This window comes from Brevundimonas sp. R86498 (genome assembly GCF_044598075.1).
GTDB lineage: Bacteria > Pseudomonadota > Alphaproteobacteria > Caulobacterales > Caulobacteraceae > Brevundimonas.
In genome coordinates this window covers 1,277,607-1,297,206 of record NZ_CP139004.1, presented here as the reverse complement: position 1 = coordinate 1,297,206, position 19,600 = coordinate 1,277,607, and the positions used below count along the sequence as shown (strand labels likewise).

At 68.8% G+C, this 19,600-nt stretch carries 16 protein-coding genes and 1 pseudogene; 1 reads left to right on the top strand and 16 read right to left on the bottom strand.

The window, feature by feature from the left end; genetic code table 11:
- The first annotated feature begins 134 nt into the window (after positions 1-134).
- A complete protein-coding gene (locus SJY26_RS06390; RefSeq protein ID WP_396595299.1) occupies positions 135-2,555 on the top strand; it encodes an ATP-binding protein in 2,421 nt (806 codons plus the stop codon).
- 6 nt (positions 2,556-2,561) lie between these two features.
- Here SJY26_RS06390 and SJY26_RS06385 read toward each other — a convergent pair whose 3' ends face one another.
- From SJY26_RS06385 to SJY26_RS06310, 16 genes and pseudogenes are all read right to left on the bottom strand, one after another.
- Positions 2,562-3,083: a periplasmic heavy metal sensor gene (locus SJY26_RS06385; protein ID WP_396595298.1), complete on the bottom strand. Its 522-nt coding sequence runs from the start codon at positions 3,081-3,083 to the stop codon at positions 2,562-2,564.
- Positions 3,080-3,520 (bottom strand): hypothetical protein, encoded by a 441-nt coding sequence (locus SJY26_RS06380; protein WP_396595297.1) that lies wholly within the window; start codon positions 3,518-3,520, stop codon positions 3,080-3,082. The genes SJY26_RS06385 and SJY26_RS06380 overlap by 4 nt, the downstream gene beginning before the upstream one ends.
- Positions 3,517-4,098, bottom strand: a complete 582-nt coding sequence (locus SJY26_RS06375; protein ID WP_396595296.1) for an RNA polymerase sigma factor — start codon at positions 4,096-4,098, stop codon at positions 3,517-3,519. Before SJY26_RS06375 ends, SJY26_RS06380 begins: the two co-directional genes overlap by 4 nt.
- Positions 4,099-4,155: 57 nt before the next feature.
- Positions 4,156-4,764, bottom strand: a complete 609-nt coding sequence (locus SJY26_RS06370) for an EF-hand domain-containing protein (protein ID WP_396595295.1) — start codon at positions 4,762-4,764, stop codon at positions 4,156-4,158.
- 54 nt (positions 4,765-4,818) lie between these two features.
- A complete protein-coding gene (locus tag SJY26_RS06365) occupies positions 4,819-7,794 on the bottom strand; it encodes a bifunctional [glutamine synthetase] adenylyltransferase/[glutamine synthetase]-adenylyl-L-tyrosine phosphorylase (RefSeq protein WP_396595718.1) in 2,976 nt (991 codons plus the stop codon).
- On the bottom strand, positions 7,722-8,045 hold the full coding sequence (locus SJY26_RS06360) for a ferritin (RefSeq protein WP_396595294.1): 324 nt from the start codon (positions 8,043-8,045) through the stop codon (positions 7,722-7,724). The genes SJY26_RS06365 and SJY26_RS06360 overlap by 73 nt, the downstream gene beginning before the upstream one ends.
- A gap of 181 nt (positions 8,046-8,226) precedes the next feature.
- Positions 8,227-9,679: pseudogene (locus SJY26_RS06355) on the bottom strand (ATP-binding protein).
- Between the two features lie 9 nt (positions 9,680-9,688).
- Entirely contained in the window at positions 9,689-10,360 is a 672-nt protein-coding gene (locus SJY26_RS06350; protein ID WP_396595293.1) for a response regulator transcription factor, read from the bottom strand.
- Positions 10,361-10,446: 86 nt separating this feature from the next.
- On the bottom strand, positions 10,447-12,006 hold the full coding sequence (locus tag SJY26_RS06345; RefSeq protein WP_396595292.1) for a Do family serine endopeptidase: 1,560 nt from the start codon (positions 12,004-12,006) through the stop codon (positions 10,447-10,449).
- A gap of 104 nt (positions 12,007-12,110) precedes the next feature.
- Positions 12,111-12,629, bottom strand: coding sequence for a cytochrome c-type biogenesis protein CcmH (locus tag SJY26_RS06340; RefSeq protein WP_396595291.1), 519 nt, complete (start codon positions 12,627-12,629; stop codon positions 12,111-12,113).
- Entirely contained in the window at positions 12,626-14,617 is a 1,992-nt protein-coding gene (locus SJY26_RS06335; protein ID WP_396595290.1) for a heme lyase CcmF/NrfE family subunit, read from the bottom strand. The genes SJY26_RS06340 and SJY26_RS06335 overlap by 4 nt, the downstream gene beginning before the upstream one ends.
- Positions 14,614-15,123 (bottom strand): cytochrome c maturation protein CcmE, encoded by a 510-nt coding sequence (gene ccmE, locus SJY26_RS06330; protein WP_396595289.1) that lies wholly within the window; start codon positions 15,121-15,123, stop codon positions 14,614-14,616. Before ccmE ends, SJY26_RS06335 begins: the two co-directional genes overlap by 4 nt.
- A gap of 70 nt (positions 15,124-15,193) precedes the next feature.
- Positions 15,194-16,006: a c-type cytochrome biogenesis protein CcmI gene (gene ccmI / locus SJY26_RS06325; protein ID WP_396595288.1), complete on the bottom strand. Its 813-nt coding sequence runs from the start codon at positions 16,004-16,006 to the stop codon at positions 15,194-15,196.
- Between the two features lie 17 nt (positions 16,007-16,023).
- Positions 16,024-17,397 (bottom strand): hypothetical protein, encoded by a 1,374-nt coding sequence (locus SJY26_RS06320; RefSeq protein WP_396595287.1) that lies wholly within the window; start codon positions 17,395-17,397, stop codon positions 16,024-16,026.
- 79 nt (positions 17,398-17,476) lie between these two features.
- Positions 17,477-18,886 (bottom strand): sensor histidine kinase, encoded by a 1,410-nt coding sequence (locus SJY26_RS06315; protein ID WP_396595717.1) that lies wholly within the window; start codon positions 18,884-18,886, stop codon positions 17,477-17,479.
- Between the two features lie 20 nt (positions 18,887-18,906).
- Positions 18,907-19,587 carry a response regulator transcription factor gene (locus SJY26_RS06310; protein WP_396595286.1) on the bottom strand — a complete coding sequence of 227 codons (681 nt, stop codon included), beginning with the start codon at positions 19,585-19,587 and terminating at the stop codon, positions 18,907-18,909.
- Between the last annotated feature and the right edge of the window lie 13 nt (positions 19,588-19,600).

Below are 19,600 nucleotides of genomic sequence, written 5' to 3'. Positions count from 1 at the left end.
CGTCAGAGCGCTTTCATTAACCAAACCTCGACAGGATTCGGCGACGCAGCCTAGATTCCCGCCTGTCGTCGAATCGCTCGTGTCTTGCCTGCCGCCCTGGCCGGGAACACGTCGATCATGTCCGGGAGAGCGCCTTGCGGGGCAGCGAGCGCCGCATCCAGCAGCCAGGACGCCGGTCTTCGGACCGACCCCGGGGGCTGCCCGCGTGGGGTCGGGTCGCGGTTCTGGCCCTGACGCTTTGCCTCGCCATCTATGTCGTGCTGTTTGCGCGCGAGACCACCCGCCCCGCCCGGGAAGCCACAGTCCTGCGGGCTGAAGCCCTGCAGCGTGACGCCGCCCTCGGTGCCGCAACCCTGGACGCCCGTCTTTCGCGCGCCGCACTTGGACTGGTCGTCGCCCGGGCAGCGCTGCAACAGGCTCCGGACCGGCCACTGGATGCTGCCGAGGCGGGGCGCAGACAGGCCCCGGACAGCGCCTTCGCCGTCCTGGACAGCGCGGGACGCATTCGGGCTGCGAGCGGCGCTTCGGCCCGGGACTTCCGCCCCCTTGCAGACGCGCGAGGGTCCGAGCTGCGCCCGACAGAAGATCGGCAAGGGATTCTGTCCGGACCGGGTTCCATCGTGGCCCGCACACCGGTGGAGACGGGAACGGCCGGTCGGACGCTCGTGGTCTCTCCCACCGAGGGGGTCCTTGCCGGGGGACCACTGACATCGATGAAGCAGCGACTGGGCATCGACCTGGCCAGTCTGATCGCCGCAGACCGGCCGGTCAAAGGACAACCCCGACCAGGACAGGCCGTCGAAGCCCTGTCTGCCCCCGTCGGCGAGACCGGTCTCGTCGTCGTGGCCTGGCGTCCGGAAGCGACCGGTGCCGCTGCGTTCATCAGCGATCTTTGGCTCCTGATCGCGCCGCTCGGTCTGGGGCTACTGGTGCTGGGTCTGCACCTGATGCAGCGATGGCGTCAGGCGCGGGCGGCCCGGGAGTGGGCCGAGACCGAGCAGCGCTTCCGCGTGGCTGTGGAAGCCGCCCGCTGCGGCGTGTGGGAATGGGACCTCGCCGCAGGGGAGGTCACCCTGTCGGACTTCATGGCGGCGCTTCTGGGACTGGCAGAAGGCGGTGCGACACCGGCCGAAACCGTGATGGCGCGCATCCACCCGCGCTATCAGGATCTGGTCCAGCATGCCCTGCGTCAGGCGGCGACCCTCGGCACGTTCGAGGTCAGCTTCCCTGTTCCACTGGAGGCCGGCGGCGTGCGCTGGATCAACGCCCGGGGTCAGGCGCGGGGCTCGCGGGGCGACGACGGGTTCAGCGTCATCCTGGGCGTGGCCCTGGACATCACCGAGGCGCGGCGGGCCCGAGCCCAGGCGCAATCCGCCGAGAACCGGCTCAGGGACGGGATCGAGAGTGTGTCAGATGCCTTTGTCCTGTTCGACAAACACGGCCGTCTGATCCTCTGGAACCAGGCCTTCAAGGACGCCTTCGGGTTCAGCGACGAAGCCGTCCGGAAGGGAGCCCTGAAGGACGAACTGAACCGGATCGCATCCCTGGCCATCAAGACCGAAAGGCCGTCCGCCGAAGGGCGCGCGGGCGCGCGAGAGGTGGAGCTCTACGACGGGCGTGTCCTGCAACTGTCCGAGCGGTTCACCGGCGACGGGGGCACCGTGGTCACCGCTGCCGATGTGACCGCCATCCGGCGCCAGGAGGTGGAGCGCCAGAAAGCGGCCAACTCCCTGAGCGTCACGGTCGAACAGCTGGAGGCCAGTCAGGAGAAGCTGAGCCTGCTGGCCCGGAAATACGAGATCGCCATGACCCGGGCCGAAGCAGCCAACCAGGCCAAGTCGGAGTTCCTGGCCAATATGTCCCATGAGCTGCGGACACCACTGAACGCCATCAACGGCTTCTCCGAGATCATGGCCGGCGAGATGTTCGGGCCCCTGGGCGATGCGCGCTACAAGGGGTATGCGGCGGATATTCTGAAATCCGGCCAGCACCTTCTGAGCCTGATCAACGACATCCTCGACATGGCCAAGATCGAGGCCGGCAAGATGACGCTGCACTATGAACCCGTGTCCCTGACCGAGCTGTGCGAGGAGGCCATCCGCCTGATGCGGGGCAAGGCCGAGGAATCCGGTCTGACCCTGGCCCTGAAAGCGCCGGCCCTCCCTGAGATCGAGGCCGACTATCGCGGCCTGAAGCAGGTGATGCTGAACCTGATTTCGAACGCCGTGAAGTTCACGCCCGAGGGCGGCGAGATCACTGTGTCGGTGGAGCGTCAGGGACTGGGTCGCATCCGGGTCGCGGTCGCGGATACCGGCATCGGTATCGCGGCAGAGGATCTGGCGAGACTGGCCAATCCGTTTGAACAGGTTGAGGGACAGCACTCCAAGACGACCCAGGGCACGGGTCTGGGCCTGTCGCTCACCAAGGCCTTGATCGAACTCCATCACGGCCGGATGGTGATGGAAAGCGAGCCCGGCGTGGGGACGACCGTCAGCTTTGACATTCCGGTCGCCAATCCTGCGGCCGAGACCATTCCGCAAGCGAGGGCCGCCTGACAGTCATCAGCCGGCCGTGTCGGGCCGGTCGCGACCGCCGCCCTTCCCCCCTCTGCCACCGCCACCCCCACTTCGGGCGTTCAGCATCCGGGCCGCAGCAGCCCGATCGGCCGGCTCGAGGGTGCCAAGCAGGGCCAAGGTCTCTGTCTCCAGAGTCTTTCGGCCCCGCGCTTCGGCCACACGGGACGCTTCAAGCAGGGCAGTGACGCGCGCCGGGTCCCAGGGCTCTGCAGCGGCGGCGGCGACAGCGTCCCGGCGGGCCTGACGGGCCTGCTGGAAGTCTGGAAGGGCACGCAGCGACGCCGCCCGCAGGGCTTGTTGAACCGATCGGCGCGTAGCGGGGTCAAGATCGGCCAGGACTTGGCCGGGCGTCATGCGGCCCCGATGATCGGCCTGCCCCGCGCGGGGCCATTCGACCGGGTCTCCACCGGTCAGCACCGTGTAGGCCGCCGTCGCCGCGAAAAGATTGACGGCTACAGAAACCGCGAGTGCAGCCCCGAGACCAATGGCCAGCGTGCGCGTGTTCAACTCAGCCACTCCGTGTCGTCCAGGGGCGTTGCGACGGCCTCGTCGAGGACCTGTTCTACCTGTTGTTCGATCGCCAGATCCCTGCCCAGCGTCACGCCGAAGAGGACCCCAGCACACGCCGCGGCGACCCAGCCCGCCCCGCCGATCCAGAGCAGACGACGCAGACCCGGCCAGGCCGTGCGGGCCCTGAGGCCCGCGCCAGCTGCCGATGCGATGACGCGGTCGCGCAAGGCGGTCGAGACCGACAGGCGCGGAACGAGGTCGAGGACGGCATCGGTCTGGCGGGCCTCGAACAGGGCCCGGGCGGCCGCGTCAGGATGGGCGTCGGCCCAGAGTTGGGCGCTCGCTGCCTCTGCGGCCGGCCATCGCTGCAGATCTCCGCCCCAGGCGTCAGCGAGGGCGACGAAGCGGGCCTCGGTCATGGGTCTTGTCGTCATTGCGGGTCTCCCTTGCCAGCCGGGTCAGCACCCGGAGCCAGATCGGACAGTGTGCGTCGCAGGGCACGGCGTCCGCGCGAGAGCAGACTTTCCAGCGCCTCGATGCTGACCGCCATCAGCCGGGCTGCCTCGATGTTGGTCAGCTCCTGATAGTGACACAGCACGATGGCCTCGCGCTGTCGCTCGGGCAGGGTCTGAAGCGCGCGGTCGACGCGCAGTCCCAGCTCCGCCGCCAGCAGCCCCCGGTCGGGGGCCGGTCCGGGGTCCGGTCGATCGGGCGGTGTCTCGGTGGGAATCTCGCGCCGACGCCGGAGGCGATCGTAGCACAGGTTCAGCGCCACCCGGTGAAGCCAGGTGTCGAAACGGGCCTGACCCGGACGCCAGCGCGGAGCCTGTTTCCAGGCCCGCAGCATGGTCTCCTGGGCCACATCCTCGGCTTCGCCAGCGTCGCCCAGCATACGGTAGGCGAGTGTCAGCATGCGCGGCAGCTTGCGGGCGACCATGGCCTGGATCGCCGCAGCGTCCCCCTGCCCCACACGGCGAACCAGATCCTCGTCGGGATCGTCGACAGCGGCCAATCGGTCCCCTTCCGGACAGGCGGGACGGCCCCACAGATTGGACCGTCCCCACCGACCCTATTCCGAAGCAGTCGCCGAAGGCGACGGTTGATCGGCATTGCGACGGCTCCGGCGCTGATCGCGCATCTCCGCCCGTCCCGCGCGACGTTCCTCGACGGTGATGAAACCATCGCGATCGGCGTCAATGCGGTCGAACACGGCGGTGACCCGGGTCCGGGCCTCGGCGATGGAGACGGGTTCTGTGGTGCCGGGGCGATCCCCGGCACCGCCGCGACGGTCGCCGTGACGATTGCCCGCGCCGTGGCGTCCACCGCGGCCGGTACGCTCGCCCTGCATTTTGTCACCCGCGGCAAACTCCTCACGGTCAATCGCGCCGTTGCCGTCCTTGTCGAGAGTCTCGAAGCGGGCCGAGACCCGCTGCGTCCGGCGGGTGTCGCGTCCGGATTGTCGCTCCTCCGGGCTGACCAGGCCGTCCCGGTTGGCGTCGATCGCCGCCATCCGGCTGATGCGGCCGTCGATGAACTCCGCCCGGCTGATACGGCGGTCGCCATCGGCATCCGCTCGCATGGCCGGAGCCGGTCGGGTCGACGTTTGCGCAAGCACGGTGCCTGTCGTCAGTGTGGCCAGGGCGATCGCGACGCCGGTAGCCAGAACAGTCGTTTTCATCTGCGTCTCCATTGGGACACCACAAGGCGCGCCCCGAAAGCCCCCGCACATGGTCTAACGCGGGTGCCCGGCCAATCCGTCGCGCGAGGGCGGCAGGATGCGGTCGAAGGCGCGGCGGGCGGCCTTGCGAACCCGCTCGAGCCGTCGCCGGAGACGGTCGAAGTCGCGTTCGCCGGCCGCCTCGGCCAGACGGGCCCTGAAGGTCGCGGATTCCGCCTCGGGATCCCCCCGGTCGTCAAAGGCGCAGGCCAGCAGTTGACCGAGGGCCTGATGCAGGGCCCAGCTTTCCTTCAGAGCCGCATCCCCGGTCAGTTGGTCGAGCGTCGACACGCTGAGCGGCTTCTTCCCTGCGGCCGCCTGGAGCTGGCGGAATTGGCCCACGAACTCGGCATCGACGAGACCACCGGGGATCAGTTTCAGGTCCCAGAAACCATGGGCGCGGCGTTCGCGCTCCATCAGGTCGCGCATGGCCCGGACATCCGTGGCAACCTTTATCCCCGGGCGGGGCCGACCCAGGGCCGCCTCAAGAGCAGCGGTCACGCGCGCGCCGAACGCCGCGTCACTGGCCCAGGCCACCCGGGCGCGCGTCAGGGCCATGAACTCCCAAGTCTCCGCCTCGCCCTCATAGTAACGTTGAAAGCCGGACAGGGGCACCGACACCGGTCCCTTCGAGCCCGAGGGCCGCAGCCGCATGTCGACCTCGTATAGACCACCCTCCGCCGTACGGGCAGACAGCGCCGAGATCAGCCGCTGGGTAAAGCGGACGTAGAAGGTGTCGGCCGACCACCCCCGGCCGTCCGAAACCGCGTCCGACGGCGCGTCATAGACGGTCATCAGGTCCAGATCCGAGCCGGCGGTCATCTCGCCCGAGCCAGCCTTGCCGAGCGCGATGACGGCGACCGCCCCCTGCATGGCTCCGGCCAGGCGGGCGGTCTCGCGCAGGGCGGCGGCCGACAGGGTACGCATGACGGCGTCCGCCAGATTCGTGAATCCCTTGCCTGCCGCCTCCGGCCCGACCCGGCCGCTGAGCGTCTGCATGCCGATGCGGAAGGCCTGTTCGCGGTGCAGGCGACGCACGGCGTTCATCGCCCCTTCGAAATCCCCGGCGGCCTCGGCCTCCTCCGCCATCTGGTCGAACAGGCCGGTATTGACGCCCAGTTCGGTGTCGAACCGGGCATCCAGCATGGAATCAAGCGCGGCCGGATAGCGGCCCAGCGTTCGGGCCAGCCGGGGCGCGAAGGCCATCACGCCAACGATGCGCTGGAACAGTTCGGGCTGGTTCAGAAACAGGGCCTGGACCTGCACCCCCGCCGAGAGGCCCGCGAAGAAGACCGAGAAGCGGCGGAAGGCGGCATCGGGCGCGCCCGTCCGGGCCAGGGCCGTCAGCAGGCGCGGTGCCAGCCGGGTGAACAGCTCGCGCCCCCGCACCGAACGGGTCGCCGGAATGCGGCCATGGTGCCAGGACCGGATCGTATCCGCGACGCTCGCAGGCTCGGAGAACCCCATGCGCTGCAGCGTGGCGAGAGTTTCCGGGTCATTGTCGACTCCGGTGAAGACAAGACTGCCGAAGGGAGAGGACAGCTCCTCCTCCCCTTCAAACAGGGCCCCGTAATGCTGGTTGACCCCCAGCAGCAAGGCCTCGACCCCGGTATCGAAGGCGGCGAGATTGCCCTCTCCCACCAGGGCCGCGACGGCGGCGCGGCGGAGCGGATCGGCGGGCAGGACGTGGGTCTGCTCGTCGTTCAGCATCTGGACCCGGTGCTCGAGCCCGCGCAGCGCGACATAGGCCGCGGTCATTTCGGCCGCGACATCGGCAGGCAGATGGCCCGTCGTGACCAGAGCGGCGAGAGCCTCGACCGTCTGCGGACTGCGGAGGGACGGATCCCGTCCACCGAGGATCAGTTGCTGGGTCTGGGCGTAGAACTCGATTTCGCGAATGCCGCCGCGCCCGAGCTTCAGATTGGCCCCGGCTGCGGCCAACCCCTCGCCGGTCTTGTGGACGTGGATCTGGCGCTTGATCGACTGGATATCGAGCACCGCCTGATAGTCCAGGCTGCGGCGCCAGACGAAGGGGATCAAGGCCGTCAGAAACTCGTCCGCGGCAGCGAAATCGCCACAGATGGGTCGGGCCTTGATGAAGGCCGCCCGCTCCCAGTTCTGTCCGACGGACTCATAGTAATCCAGCGCCATAGGCACAGCCACGACCGGCGGCGTCGATGAGGGATCGGGACGCAGTCGCAAATCGACCCGGAAGACGTAGCCGTCGGCAGTGCGCTCGCTCAGCAGGCTCGCCATGCCCTGGGCCACCCGGTTCATCAGCCCCTGGGCCTCCGTCCCCTCGGCCAGAACGGGCGCGAGGGCATCAGGGTCAAAGAACAGGCTGAGGTCGATGTCGGAGGAATAGTTCAGCTCCAGTGCGCCGTGCTTGCCCATGGCCAGCCCGAACAGCCCCGGGATGGGACCCCGCGTGTCGTCGGCAGCCGTCAGAAGCTTGCCGCGCCGGCGGAGGTCCTCGGCCACGCCGGAGAGGGCGGCCCGGGAGGCGACATCGGCAAACCGGCTGAGCGCGCCGGTTACCCTATCCAGATCCCACACCCCGCCGAGATCCGCGATGGCAGTGAGCAGATGCAGTTCAGCCTTCAGCTGGCGGAGCGGCGTACGCATGTCGTCCGCGCCGCCGGTCAGTGCGATGGTGCGGGCCAGCAGGTCGGCCAGCCTTGTCTCCGGTGCCGCCTCCAGCACGTCGCGCAGGATCTCGGGCCCACGCCGCATCAGCCCGGTCAGATAGGGCGAGGCTGCCAGCACCGGGCGCAGCGCGGGTGCGACCGCGTCCAGTAGCGGTCGCCAGCCCGCGGCGTCGGCCGCCTCCGCCAGACGCTCCAGCCCCCGGTCGGCGGCGGGCGCATCCGTCACCGGTCCGCACGGCCGGATCCGGGCCCCGAGAGCGGCCGGGTCGATCAAGAGGGTTCGACCTCGCGGCCCATCACAGCCTCTTCGCGCGCCGCGACGGAGCCGTCCTTGAACAGGTATTTGCGCATCTGGTCAGCAAACTCGGCGTCGTTCTGGCGCAGCCATTCCAGCGCCATGCAGGCGTGTTCAATCTCCTCGCGGGCGTTGTGCAGCAGGATCCGTTTCAGCTCGGCGTCCTCGCAGTCCTCGGCCCGCTGGCGGTACCAGTCGACGGCCTCCAATTCTTCCATCAGGGAGGTGATGGCATAGTGTTTGTGCAGGGTGTCGCGGGACAGCCGGTCACGGCTGACGTGCAGGCCTTCGCTGGACATGGGTCTTCCTTGCATCGGGTCCGGGGAGGAGGGTTCGCGGGCCGGAGACGTCGCTCCCGCCGGCGCGGCGGCGGGCAAGGCGGGACGTCGGGTCTTGCGTCGCAACCAGGGCAGGAACGGCATCGGCGTCTCCGCCATCCGGTTTAACCGCAGCGCGCACTGCCGCAAGGTGCAAATGGCTTCAGGCCGGTGGCAGAATCAGCGCGACCCTAAGTCCCGGCCCAAAGCCACCGTAGGCCCCCGGACCCTCGTCGAGCTGGATCCGGCCGGCGTGGGCTTCCATCACCGCGCCGACCAGCGACAGGCCCAGCCCCGAACCCGCCTCGGTGCGGCTGTTGTCGAGGCGCACGAAGCGTTCGATGACCCGCCCGCGATCCTCTTCCGGCACGCCCGGGCCGGTGTCGGTGACGGAGTATTCGACCTCGCCCGACGAGCGGCGACGGGCACGCAGCATCACGGCTCCGCCCGGGGGAGTGTATTTGATGGCATTGTCGATGACATTGGCCAGGGCCTGGGCGAGGAAGGGACGGGACCCGTCGATCATCAGTCCCTTCTCGATCTCGGCCGAGAACTCCAGCTCCTTGTCCTCGGCGGCGGGTTCATACAGTTCGGCCATGTCGGCCGCGAGTTCGGCTGCGTCGAAGACCTCCGCGTCGGGGGCCCGGCCTGCCGCCGCCTGCAAACGGGCAATGGCGAGGACAGTATTGAAGGTCTTGAGCAGGTTGTCCGCCTCGTCGAGAGCCACCTGCAGGGCATCGGCTCCATCGACCCGGCCGCTCTCGGCGTCGATCAGGGCGACCTCCAGGCGGGCCCGCATCCGCGTCAGGGGCGAGCGCAGGTCGTGGGCGATCGCGTCCCCGGCATGCCGGATCGAGGCCATGGAGGCCTCCAGCCGGTCCAGCATCCGGTTCAGCCCCTGCCCCAGCTCGTCCAGTTCGTCCCCGGAATTGCGCACGGCCACGCGCGACTTGAGATCGCCCTCCTGGACGGCGGCGACGACAGCGTTCAGCCGTCCCATGGCCCGCTCGACATTGCGGCTGATCAGCAGGCCGCCCCCCGCCCCCAGCAGCAAGACCATGCCCATGGCCATCCACAGCGCCTGGGTCAGGCGGGTCAGATAGGCCTCGGTGTCCCCGAGGTCCTCGCCGACATAGAGCATCTCGCCCCCTGGCAATGTGGTCTGGACGCCGAAGGCCTCCTTGCGCACCACCGTGCCGTCAGAACTCGGTGTCGGTGAAGCGGAAGGTCGCCCAGTGTTCGCCCCCGTTGTAGTCGGCGATGGGCGATTCATTCAGGGACTGCCGCTCGGTCTGGCCGTTGGCCCCCTCGGCCGTAACGCTGAGGTTGCCGGTGATGCCCTGTCCCTGCGCGTCCATGTACAGATACAGGAACGGCCCTCCCGTCAGGATCTTGTCGACCAGGGCCTGGTTCAGGGCATCACCGCCCCGTTCCCGATAGAGCGAGACCAGGGCCGCGTGCTCGGCCTCCACGTCCGACCGCGCCCGCGCCGTGGCCTCGGAGGCCGAGGCGACATAGACATAGGCTAGGATCGCGCTGGCCGCGGCCGCAAACAGGGCCAGAAACAGCAGCGTCAGCCGGAAGGGCGTGCGGCGAAAGAGGGAAGGAAGGCGCATGGGGCAGGCCTAGGCCTCGAGCCGGTACCCCGCGCCGCGCACCGTCTGCAGCATGGCCCGATCGAAGCCCTTGTCGATCTTGGAGCGCAGCCGGCTGATGTGGACGTCGATGACGTTGGTCTGGGGGTCGAAATGGTATTCCCAGACCTTCTCCAGCAGCATGGTGCGGGTCACCGACTGGCCGGCGTGGCGCATCAGGAATTCCAGCAGCTGGAATTCGCGCGGCTGCAGGTCGATCTCGGTCGTGCCGCGGAAGACGGTGCGGGCGATCAGGTTCATCTCCAGATCGCCGACCTTGAGCACGGTCTGGACCCCGCCGGTCTCGCGCCGCCGCGACAGGGCTTCGACCCGGGCCACCAGTTCCCCGAAGGCGTAGGGCTTGACCAGATAGTCGTCGCCGCCGGCCTTCAGCCCCACGATGCGGTCCTCGACCTCCCCCATGGCCGACAGGAACAGGACCGGAGTCTGGTCGCCGTTCTTCCTCAAGGTCTCGACCATGCCGATCCCGTCCAGCCGGGGCATCATCCGGTCGACGACATAGACGTCATAGCCGCCGTTCTGGGCCTCCAGCAGGCCATAGGCCCCGTCGATGGCATGGGCGGCGATATGGCCCGCCTCGGTCAGGCCCCGCACCATCGCCTGGGCGGCTTCCGCATCGTCCTCGACTACAAGAATTTTCACAGGCCAGCCCCTCCGGAATCACAATCGCCGCCGACGGTATCCCATCGGCGGCGACTTAGGGAGTTAAGGCTTGTTCAGGCTACGGCCTATTCGGCGGTCGCCAGTGGCAGCACGACCGGCGAGTTGCCCCGCGCCGTGCGGACGAGCAGGACGATCCCCTCGCGCCCCGATTCCTTCACCCGGGCCACCGCCGCCCGCAGGTCGGCCGCGGTCCGCACCTGACGCTGGTCAGCCAGCACGATGACCATGCCAGGCTCGAAACCCATGCGCGCCGCGCGGGACCCTTGGGCTGTGGCGGTGATGACCAGACCGTTGAGGCTGTCGGGCAGGCTGTAGCGGGTGCGCAGCGCTTCGGTGACCGGTGTGACGGTCAGACCCTCGACGACCTCCCCTGCTCCGGCGGCCGGGCGGTCTGGCACGCTTCCGGGCTCATCGGGATTTGCGCCGTTCTGGGCGGCCTGAATGTCCGCCGGACGCGTACCGGAACGGACATTGATGACCTGTTGTCGGCCCTCGCGGATGATCTCAAGCCGAAGGTTGTCACCCGGTGCGGCCTGGCCGACCGCGCGGGTCAGTTCGGTCGACGAGGTGATCTTGCGGCCGTTGAGCAAAGTCACGATATCGCCGATCTGAAGGCCGGCCCGGTCTGCCGGTCCCCCTGCGGTGACATCGACGATGTAGGCCGCCTCGAAATCCGAGGCGAAACCATAGGCCTCGCGCTCGTCGTCAGTGATCGTACTGATCGTGGCACCGAGATAGCCTCGCTCGATGGCACGGCCGCTCATCAGGCGATCGGTCACCGACTTCGCGATAGACGCCGGGATGGCGAAGCCGATACCGACCGAGCCACCGGTGGGCGAGAAGATCGCCGAGTTCACACCGATCACGCGGCCATAGATGTCGAAGGTCGGTCCCCCCGAGTTGCCCCGGTTGATGGCGGCGTCGATCTGGAGGTAGTCCGTATAGGGCGTCCGGCTGTCGGAGATATCGCGAGCGCGGGCCGAGACGATGCCGGCCGTGGCGGTGCCGCCAAGGCCGAAGGGATTGCCCACGGCGATGACCCAGTCGCCGACGCGAGGTTCGGCCGCCTCCTCGAAGGTCACGAACTTGAAGTCGCTGCCCTCGACCTTGAGCACGGCCAGGTCGGTGTCGGCGTCCCGGCCGACCAAGCGGGCCTCCAGCTCACGGCCGTCCGACAGTTTCACCGTGATCTTGGTGGCGTTCTCGACCACGTGATTGTTGGTAACGATGAACCCGTCGGCCGAGATGAAGAAGCCGGAGCCGGCACCCAAAGCGGTCGGGGCGTCCTCCTCCTCATCGGGGGTCTGGGTTTCCGGGGCGCGGAAGCCGAAGCCCGGTGGGAAGCCCGGAATGGGAATGATGCCGCCGCGCGGGCGTTCGACCCGGGTCTCGACGTCGATCTGGACCACGGCCGGCGAGACCTGGTCGAAGATGTCGGCGAAGCTGAGCGGCGCCCCCTGGGGCGGGGCGAAGGCGAGGCCGGCGGCTCCGGCGGAGGGCACCAGACGCCCGTGGACCTCGGCGGCGTTCGCCCCCGGCCAGTCGATCACGCCCCCGGCGGTCGCGGCGGCCGCGAACGTCAGGCCGACGGCGGCCCCGAGGATGAATTCCTTGCGCTTCAACATCTTTGTCCTGCGATCCTCACCAGGGTCCCTCGGGACCCGTTCGCTTCAAGATATAGGGCGGCGGGCCTATTCGCCAACCGCTGCCTTGTGACGCTTGACCCGGCTCAACGCCCGTCGTGAGGCGCGGATGCGTCAGGATCGGGGCCAAGTCTTTCACCTGCGAGAAGATCGGCCAGACGGCGCTCCTCTTCCGGGGATAGCGGCGGCGTCTCGACGGTCTTGCGCCGGGCCATGGCGAACAGTCCCGCCAGCCCCAGCAGCACCAGAAAGGCCGGGCCGAACCACAGCAGCCAGGTCCCCGTCCGCACCGGCGGGGTGAACAGCACATAGTCGCCGTAGCGGCGCACCAGATCGTCGCGCACGGCCTGATCGGTAGCCCCGGCGGCAATCTCCTCTCGGATCAGGCGGCGCATGTCGCCGGCGATGCCCGCAGGCGAATCGGCGATGGACTCGTGCTGGCACACGACACAGCGCACGACCTCGAACAGGGCCTGGGCGCGGGCTTCCTGCCCCGGCGAGGCCAGAGGTCGGTCCGGCAGGGCGGCGGGCTCCTGCGCCGCCAGGGGCGAGGACAGGACCATCACGCCCGCCAACGCCAGCAGAAGAGCCCTCAGGCGGGTCATGCCAACGCCTTCTTGCGGCGGCCGACTGCCAGCCTGAGCCGCCGGTCGGACAGGGACAAAAGACCACCCAGGGCCATCAGCGCCGGCCCGAGAAAGATCAGCCTCGCCCACGGATTGTAATAGACCCGCACGGTCCACGCCTGGGCCGCCTCGGGCGTGGCGCGCCGCTCGCCCATGACCACATAGACGTCGTCCAGCCCGCGAAAATCGAGGCCCACCTCGGTCGTGGTCTGGCCGCCCGCCGGGAAGAAGCGCCGTTCCGCAATGACCTGACGGGGGGGCGCGTCACCGGACACAGGGGCAACCGTCAGCCGCCCCTGTTCCGCCAGATAATTCGGCCCCTCGACGATGCGCACGTCGTTAAGGGTGACCGCCCAAGGCCCGGCGCGGACCTCGCCCCCGATGGCCAGCGGTGCTGCGGCCTCGAGCTTGAACTGGGTCTCCACCACGGCGCCCAACACGAAGACGCCCAGACCGGCATGGGCCAGGGTCATGCCCCAGGCCCCGAGCGGCAGACCCCGGGCGCGGCGACCGACCTCGGCGAGAGGCACGCGGAACAGGCGGACCCGTTCGACCACTTCGGCCAGAGCCCCGAAGATCAGCCAGGCTCCGATGGCCAGACCGGCCCCGGCGAAGGCCTGACGCGGCTCGAACGCCAGCCAGCCGAGGAAGCCGCAGGCGATGGCCAGCCCTCCAGCGAGGGACAGGCGCTGCAGGGCCCCCAGCGCGTCGCCGCGCTTCCACGCCAGCAAGGGGCCGGCCGGCAGGATCAGGAAGGCGACGGCCATGAGGGGGGTGAAGGTCAGGGCGAAATAGGGCGGGCCGACCGAGATGGTGGCTCCGGTCGCCGCCTCGAGGATCAGGGGATAGAGGGTGCCCAGCAGGACGGTGACCGCAGCCACGGTCAGGAACAGGTTGTTCAGCACCAGGGCCCCTTCCCGGCTGACGGGCGCGAACAGGCCGCCTCCCTTCAACTGCGGGGCACGCCAGGCGAACAGGGCGAAGGCCGAACCCGCGGCCAGCCCCAGAATGCCCAGCAGCATCAGACCGCGCTCCGGGTCGACCGCGAAGGCGTGGACGCTGGTCAGAACGCCGGAGCGCACGAGGAAGGCCCCCAGCATGGAGAAGCTGAAGGCCAGCAGGGCCAGAAACACGGTCCAGCCGGCCAGCGCCCCGCGCCGTTCGGTGACGACGGCCGAATGCAGCAGGGCCGCGCCGGCCAGCCACGGCAGGAAGCTCGCGTTCTCGACGGGGTCCCAGAACCACCAGCCGCCCCAGCCCAGTTCATAGTAGGCCCAGAAGGCACCGAGAGTGATCCCGAGTGTCAGGAAAACCCACGAGGCCAGCGCCCATGGCCGAACCCAGCGGCCCCAGGCGGGCCAGAAGCCGGAGAAGGCCCGACCCTCGATCAGGGCGGCCACGGCCAGGGAGAAGGTCACCGAGAAACCGACATAGCCCGCGTAGAGCAGGGGCGGATGGATCGCCAGGGCGGGATCCTGCAGCAGGGGGTTCAGCGACGCGCCCTGAAGCGGTGCGGGATCCAGCCGCGCGAACGGGTTGGAGGTGAAGACAGCGAAGGCCAGAAACAGCGTGCCCAGTCCTCCCTGCACCGCCACCGCCGAGGTCTTGAGCCCGAACGGCAGTCCCCGCGCGAGGGTCAGGACCGCGCCGAACCCGGTCATGACGAGGCACCACAGGACCAGCGAGCCCTCGTGACTGCCCCAGGCTCCGGCGATCTTGTAAAGCATCGGCTTGTCGGTGTGGCTGTTGCGGGCCACGTTCGTCACCGAAAAGTCCGAGGTCGCGAAGGCGAAGATCAGCACGCCGAACGCGAGGGCCGTAGCGATTGCCGCAGCCACGGCCGCGCCCTCTGCGCCGCCTGCCAGAAGCGGGCTGCGTCGCCAGCGTCCGACCGTTGCAAGACCGGCCTGCAGCCCCGAGAGCGCCAGAGCCAGAATCAGCGCGAAAGCGCCAAACTCGATGATCATGAAACGGATGCGCCCGGACGGGCGACGGGGGCACCGGACGTGGCCGGGGTCGCACCGCCCTCCGGACGCCATTCGCCACTGGCCTTCAGACGGTCGGCAACCTCGCGCGGCATATAGGTCTCGTCATGCTTGGCCAGAACCGTGTCGGCATGGAAGACCCGATCAGGGCCGAACCGACCCTCGGCGACGATGCCCTGCCCCTCACGGAACAGATCAGGCAGGTCGCCCTGATAGATCACGCGGCTGGTCGCGGCGTTGTCGGTCACGGCAAAGGCGACCGTGGTGCCCGTCTGGCTGACACTGCCGGTCTCGACCAGACCGCCCAGCCGGATCACCCGGCCCGCCGGAGCTGCTTCCGGCGTCGCTTCGGAGGGCGAGAAGAAGAAGGTGACACTGTCCTGCATAGCCCACAGCGACAGCCCCACCGCGAGCGCCAGAACCGGGGCGGCGGCGGCCACCACCCAGAGACGGCGACGGGCCTTGGGCGATTTGGGGATCCAGCTCATCGGCGGACGCAGGCTCCTCGGCTGTGCGACTGTCGCCGGTATAGAGGGCACACCACAGCACTCCAACAGGTCATCCGGCCGCGCCCAGCCGGCTGACCAGATCCGCCCGCCGCGGATCGGCAGGATCCAGCACGGCAATCAGCGGCGTCCACATCTCGCGGGCCCGGGCGACGTCCCCGCGGGTCAGGGCCGCCTCCCCCAGAAAATACCGCGCGCCCAGCTGATCCGGGTCGAGGGCAATGGCCCGGGTGAAGGCCGCTTCGGCGTCGCCCCCGACGTCGCCCTCGGCGGCCCGGACCAGGCTTTCCCCCAGACGGGCCCAGCTGACGGCGTCGTCCTGATCCAGGGCCAGGGCCCTCCGGAATGCCGAGGCCGCGCCGATCGGATCGCCAGCCTCGAACCGGGCCGCCCCCAGCATGGTCAGGGCCGTGCGATTGTCTGGCTCGCGCCGCACTGCGCGCGTCAGGACAGCCGCGATCTGCGGCGCATCGAGGGTCTCGGGCGACGCCGCCCACTCATCCACGCGGCGCTCCCAGCTCTGGTCCGGAAGACCGGGCGCGCCGACACTGAAATAGAGGCCCAGCGTCACCGCACAGGTCGCGATCAGCGCCCCCAGGGTCAGCGTCCGATCCCGCCCCCCAACAACCGGGGGCGCGTCCACGGGCGGCGCGGCCAGCAGGCGACGGGCCGCTTCGGCCCGGGCGGAGGCGAGGGTGTCCTCATCCAGCAGGCCGCGTGCCTTCAAGCGGTCCAGCTCGGCCAGTTCGGCGGCCCCGGTGTCTGATTCGGGCGCGATCGCCTCAGCTCCCCGGCGGGCGTGGCCCAGCACCAGCACGCCAGCAAGCGCCGTCATCAGGCCGGCAAGGGTCCAGAACACCATCATCCCGCCGGATTAGAGGATCAGGCGGCCTGATGCGAGGGCTGGATGGTCGCGGCCCCCGCCGCCGTAGCGCGGCGGCGGACGTTGCGCGCCGCATCCGCAGCGTCAATCAGGAGCAAGAGTTGAGCCAGGCGTTCGAAGTGCGCGAGCGTTCCCGCCGGGTCCTCGACCTCGCCGGCTCCCAGCAGATCGACCGCCTCCTCGACATAGGCGGTCACCCGCTCTGTGGCCGACTGGACCAGTTTGTAGCGCTGGGACTCGCAACCGAAGATCTGGGCCGCCGTCCGCAGTGTGCCGACAAGGGTCAGCAGGACCGTCGCCGTCTCGACCGCTTCGTCCGATACCGGCTGGTCCAGCGCCGGCGCATCGCGCGTCATCCGCCCCACGCTGGGGACCCGCTGCATCGGCATAATCTTGTCCAGCGCCTTTTCCGTCGAGCCCAGCACGCGCGCGAGTGTCTGATTGATCCGCGTGCGGGCGTCCCGCGCCTGTTTGCCCCATGCCCCCTCGGGATCCAGCTGCAGGGTGGCGTCGAGCTCCGCCAGGGTTTCGGCGCACCAGTTGATGTCGGACTGCAGGTCGGCGCGCGGTCGCTCTGCCTGCCCGGGCCTGAACGCAGCGATCCTGGCCACCCGGGACTCGACCGCCTCGATCAGGCGATTGACGAAGCTCGCCATCTCGGATTCCGACAGAACGCCTTCCTTGGCCGCGCTCCGGGAGGACTGGACGACCAGTCTCAGGATGAGATGGGCACGGGTCAGATGGGTGAACAGGATCTCCAGCATCCGTGGCCCGCCCGCAGGGCCCACTTCCCCGCTGTCCCTGACCAGAAGACGAAGCTCGGCAAGCTGGCCCTCGGTCGGTCGTTGAACAAGCGCCGGCAGGCCAAAGACAGCCCGTCGGGCCATCGCCGCAAGATTGAAACAATGCTCCAGCTCGACGAGCCCCGCCGTGCGAGCCTGTTCATCGCCCGCTCCGGGCGGCCAGATCACGTCAGGCTGATCGCGGATCGCCGCAACAGCGGCCTCGCACAGGCAGTCAGAGACAGCCACCACCCGAGGATCGTCCTCCACCCCGCGAACGTCGTCGAGCATCGGCAGCATGGCCTGCTCACGGCTGGAGGCCGCTTTCCACAGCCGGGGCAGAACATGGGCGGGAAAATCGAGGCCTTCAACGCCATCCTTCCGCCGGCGAAACAGCGGGATCAGTGGTGCAAAGGCCACGGCGCGGCGTTCACGATCGGTGGTTTCTTCAGACAGCATCAGGCTGAGCGCGCGCGCCTTGTCGCCCGGCATCTGGGCCACCGCCGCAGACAGGGTTTTCAAGGTCCTGTCGGGCACCCGCTCCAGCATCTGGGCGAGCACCGCGCGATGGGCGACCGACAGTTCGGCCATGCCGTCCTCCGTCGACCGCGAACAGCGCGGCCACGACGGACGGTGAACGGTCGGGGTTAAGAATCCGGAAGCGCATGGCTCACTCGTCGGCTGCAGGCAACTCCAGCACGGCCTTCAGCCCCCCCAGTTCGCTGGCCGCCAGAGTCAACCGACCGCCATAGGCGCGGGTGAGGTCATCGACGATCGCCAGACCCAGACCGGAGCCGGGCGCATCCTCGTCCAGTCGGGTCCCGCGTTTCATCACCGCCTCGCGCTGATCGGCCGGCAGCCCCTGGCCATCGTCCTCGACCACGGCGATCATCTGTCCCAGACCGCTGGCCCCGGCCGAGACCCGAACGCGGCGGGTCGACCATTTGCAGGCGTTCTCCATCAGATTGCCCAGGATCTCCTGCAGGTCCTGGCGCTCTCCCAGGAATGCCAGCTCATCGGGCGCGCGCCAGTCAATCTCCACATCCTTCGACTGGAAGACCCGCTCCAGCATCACCGCCAACTCGTCGATCACCTCGGCCACCGGCGTCCGCTCGCCCAGACCGTGGGCGGCGCGCGCGGCGGCGCGGGCGCGGCGCAGGTGGTGATCGACCTGTCCTTTCATGATTTCGGACTGCCGACGCACGACATTGGCGAGGGCACCGGGTTCGGAGCCGCTTTCCGCCAACATCACGGACAGCGGCGTCTTCAGCGCATGCGCCAGATTCCCGACGTGGGTCCGTTGGCGGTCCACGACCTCCTGGTTGTGGTCCAGGAGCCTGTTGACCTGTTCGGCGAGCGGCTGGATTTCGACGGGATAGTCGCGCTCGATCCTTGCTGCACGCCCCTTGCGGACATTGGCGATCTCGACCTGCAGGTCAAACAGAGGTCTAAGGCCGACCTGGACCTGTAGAAAAACCGCGATCACCAGACCGATCCCGAGGATCAACAACGCCGTCCAGGTGAAGGTTGCGAACTGGCGCGTGTCGGCGTCGATCTCGGAGCGGTCGACACCGGCCATGAAGACAAAGGGCGTTTCCCGCCCCGGGAGGGACTTCATGCTCGCGGCAATCCTCAGGGGTTGCGCACCGTCCGGAAGGATCCCGGGGTCATTGTAGGTGAGGGTGGCCCCGAAGGCGGCTTTCAGCCGTGTCGGAAGCGCCGGATCGACATACAGGCTCTCGCCCGCCAGCGATGGCGAGCGGGCAAGGATGCGAACTCCACCTCCGGCGTCGACCTCTCCCACCATCCAGTACTTGCCCGACAGCCCCCGCAGCGTCTGGGCGTCCTTGATTTCCGCGACCCGCAGCCCCTCGTCCGTCATCACGCTGGCGATCACGACGTCGTCGATGACGGCCCCGAGCTGGTTGCCCAGCCGTCGCAGGGCGCTCTCCTGATACTGGCTGGTCAGCATCCAGCCGGTCAGCATGAGGGCTACGATGATCCAGGCCGAGGCGAGCCAGATCAGGCGCCGGGTCAGGCTGCGGCGGGGGCGAACCAGCCAGGCTCGCCACCATGGCATTGCGACCGCAGGCGCGTCACTCACGCCGCTTCGGACTCGCCTGCCAGCGGGGTCAGCCTGTAGCCGAGGCCGCGTACGGTCTCGATCCGGTCAGGGCCGACCTTCTTGCGCAGCCGTCCGATGAAGACCTCGATCGTATTGGAATCGCGGTCGAAGTCCTGATCGTAAAGGTGTTCGACCAGTTCGGTCCGGCTGATCACGCGGCCCTGATGCATCATCATATAGTGCAGCAGGCGATACTCCAGCGAGGTGAGGCGCAGCGGTTCGCCGCTGACCGTCGCCCGGGCGGCGCGGGGGTCGAGGCGCAAGCCGCCGCAGGCGAGCGTCGCCGAGGCGATGCCCGCCGACCGGCGCAGCAGGGCCCGGAGGCGCGCCAGCAGCTCCTCGGTGTGGAAAGGCTTGGTCAGATAGTCGTCGGCCCCTGCATCAAAGCCTGACACCTTGTCCGACCAGGCCCCGCGCGCCGTCAGGATCAGGACGGGTGTGGCCTTGCCGTCGCGACGCCAGCGCTCCAGCACCGATACGCCGTCGATCTTGGGCAGACCCAGATCCAGCACCACGACGTCATAGGGTTCCGTATCGCCGAGGAAATGGGCTTCCTCCCCGTCCGCGGCATGGTCGACCGCATAGCCCGCGTCGCCGAGCGCCTGTTTCAGCTGGCGTGACAGATCGGGGTCGTCTTCAACAAGCAGCACACGCATGATCTGTCCCTGT

Bases quoted from the DNA above. Each gene is read 5' to 3' on its own strand.
- SJY26_RS06380 (WP_396595297.1), bottom strand. From the start codon at position 3,520: ATGACGACAAGACCCATGACCGAGGCCCGCTTCGTCGCCCTCGCTGAC.
- SJY26_RS06370 (WP_396595295.1), bottom strand. From the start codon at position 4,764: ATGAAAACGACTGTTCTGGCTACCGGCGTCGCGATCGCCCTGGCCACA.
- SJY26_RS06360 (WP_396595294.1), bottom strand. From the start codon at position 8,045: ATGTCCAGCGAAGGCCTGCACGTCAGCCGTGACCGGCTGTCCCGCGAC.
- SJY26_RS06345 (WP_396595292.1), bottom strand. From the start codon at position 12,006: ATGTTGAAGCGCAAGGAATTCATCCTCGGGGCCGCCGTCGGCCTGACG.
- SJY26_RS06340 (WP_396595291.1), bottom strand. From the start codon at position 12,629: ATGACCCGCCTGAGGGCTCTTCTGCTGGCGTTGGCGGGCGTGATGGTC.
- SJY26_RS06335 (WP_396595290.1), bottom strand. From the start codon at position 14,617: ATGATCATCGAGTTTGGCGCTTTCGCGCTGATTCTGGCTCTGGCGCTC.
- ccmE (WP_396595289.1), bottom strand. From the start codon at position 15,123: ATGAGCTGGATCCCCAAATCGCCCAAGGCCCGTCGCCGTCTCTGGGTG.
- ccmI (WP_396595288.1), bottom strand. From the start codon at position 16,006: ATGATGGTGTTCTGGACCCTTGCCGGCCTGATGACGGCGCTTGCTGGC.
- SJY26_RS06320 (WP_396595287.1), bottom strand. From the start codon at position 17,397: ATGGCCGAACTGTCGGTCGCCCATCGCGCGGTGCTCGCCCAGATGCTG.
- SJY26_RS06315 (WP_396595717.1), bottom strand. From the start codon at position 18,886: ATGCCATGGTGGCGAGCCTGGCTGGTTCGCCCCCGCCGCAGCCTGACC.
- SJY26_RS06310 (WP_396595286.1), bottom strand. From the start codon at position 19,587: ATGCGTGTGCTGCTTGTTGAAGACGACCCCGATCTGTCACGCCAGCTG.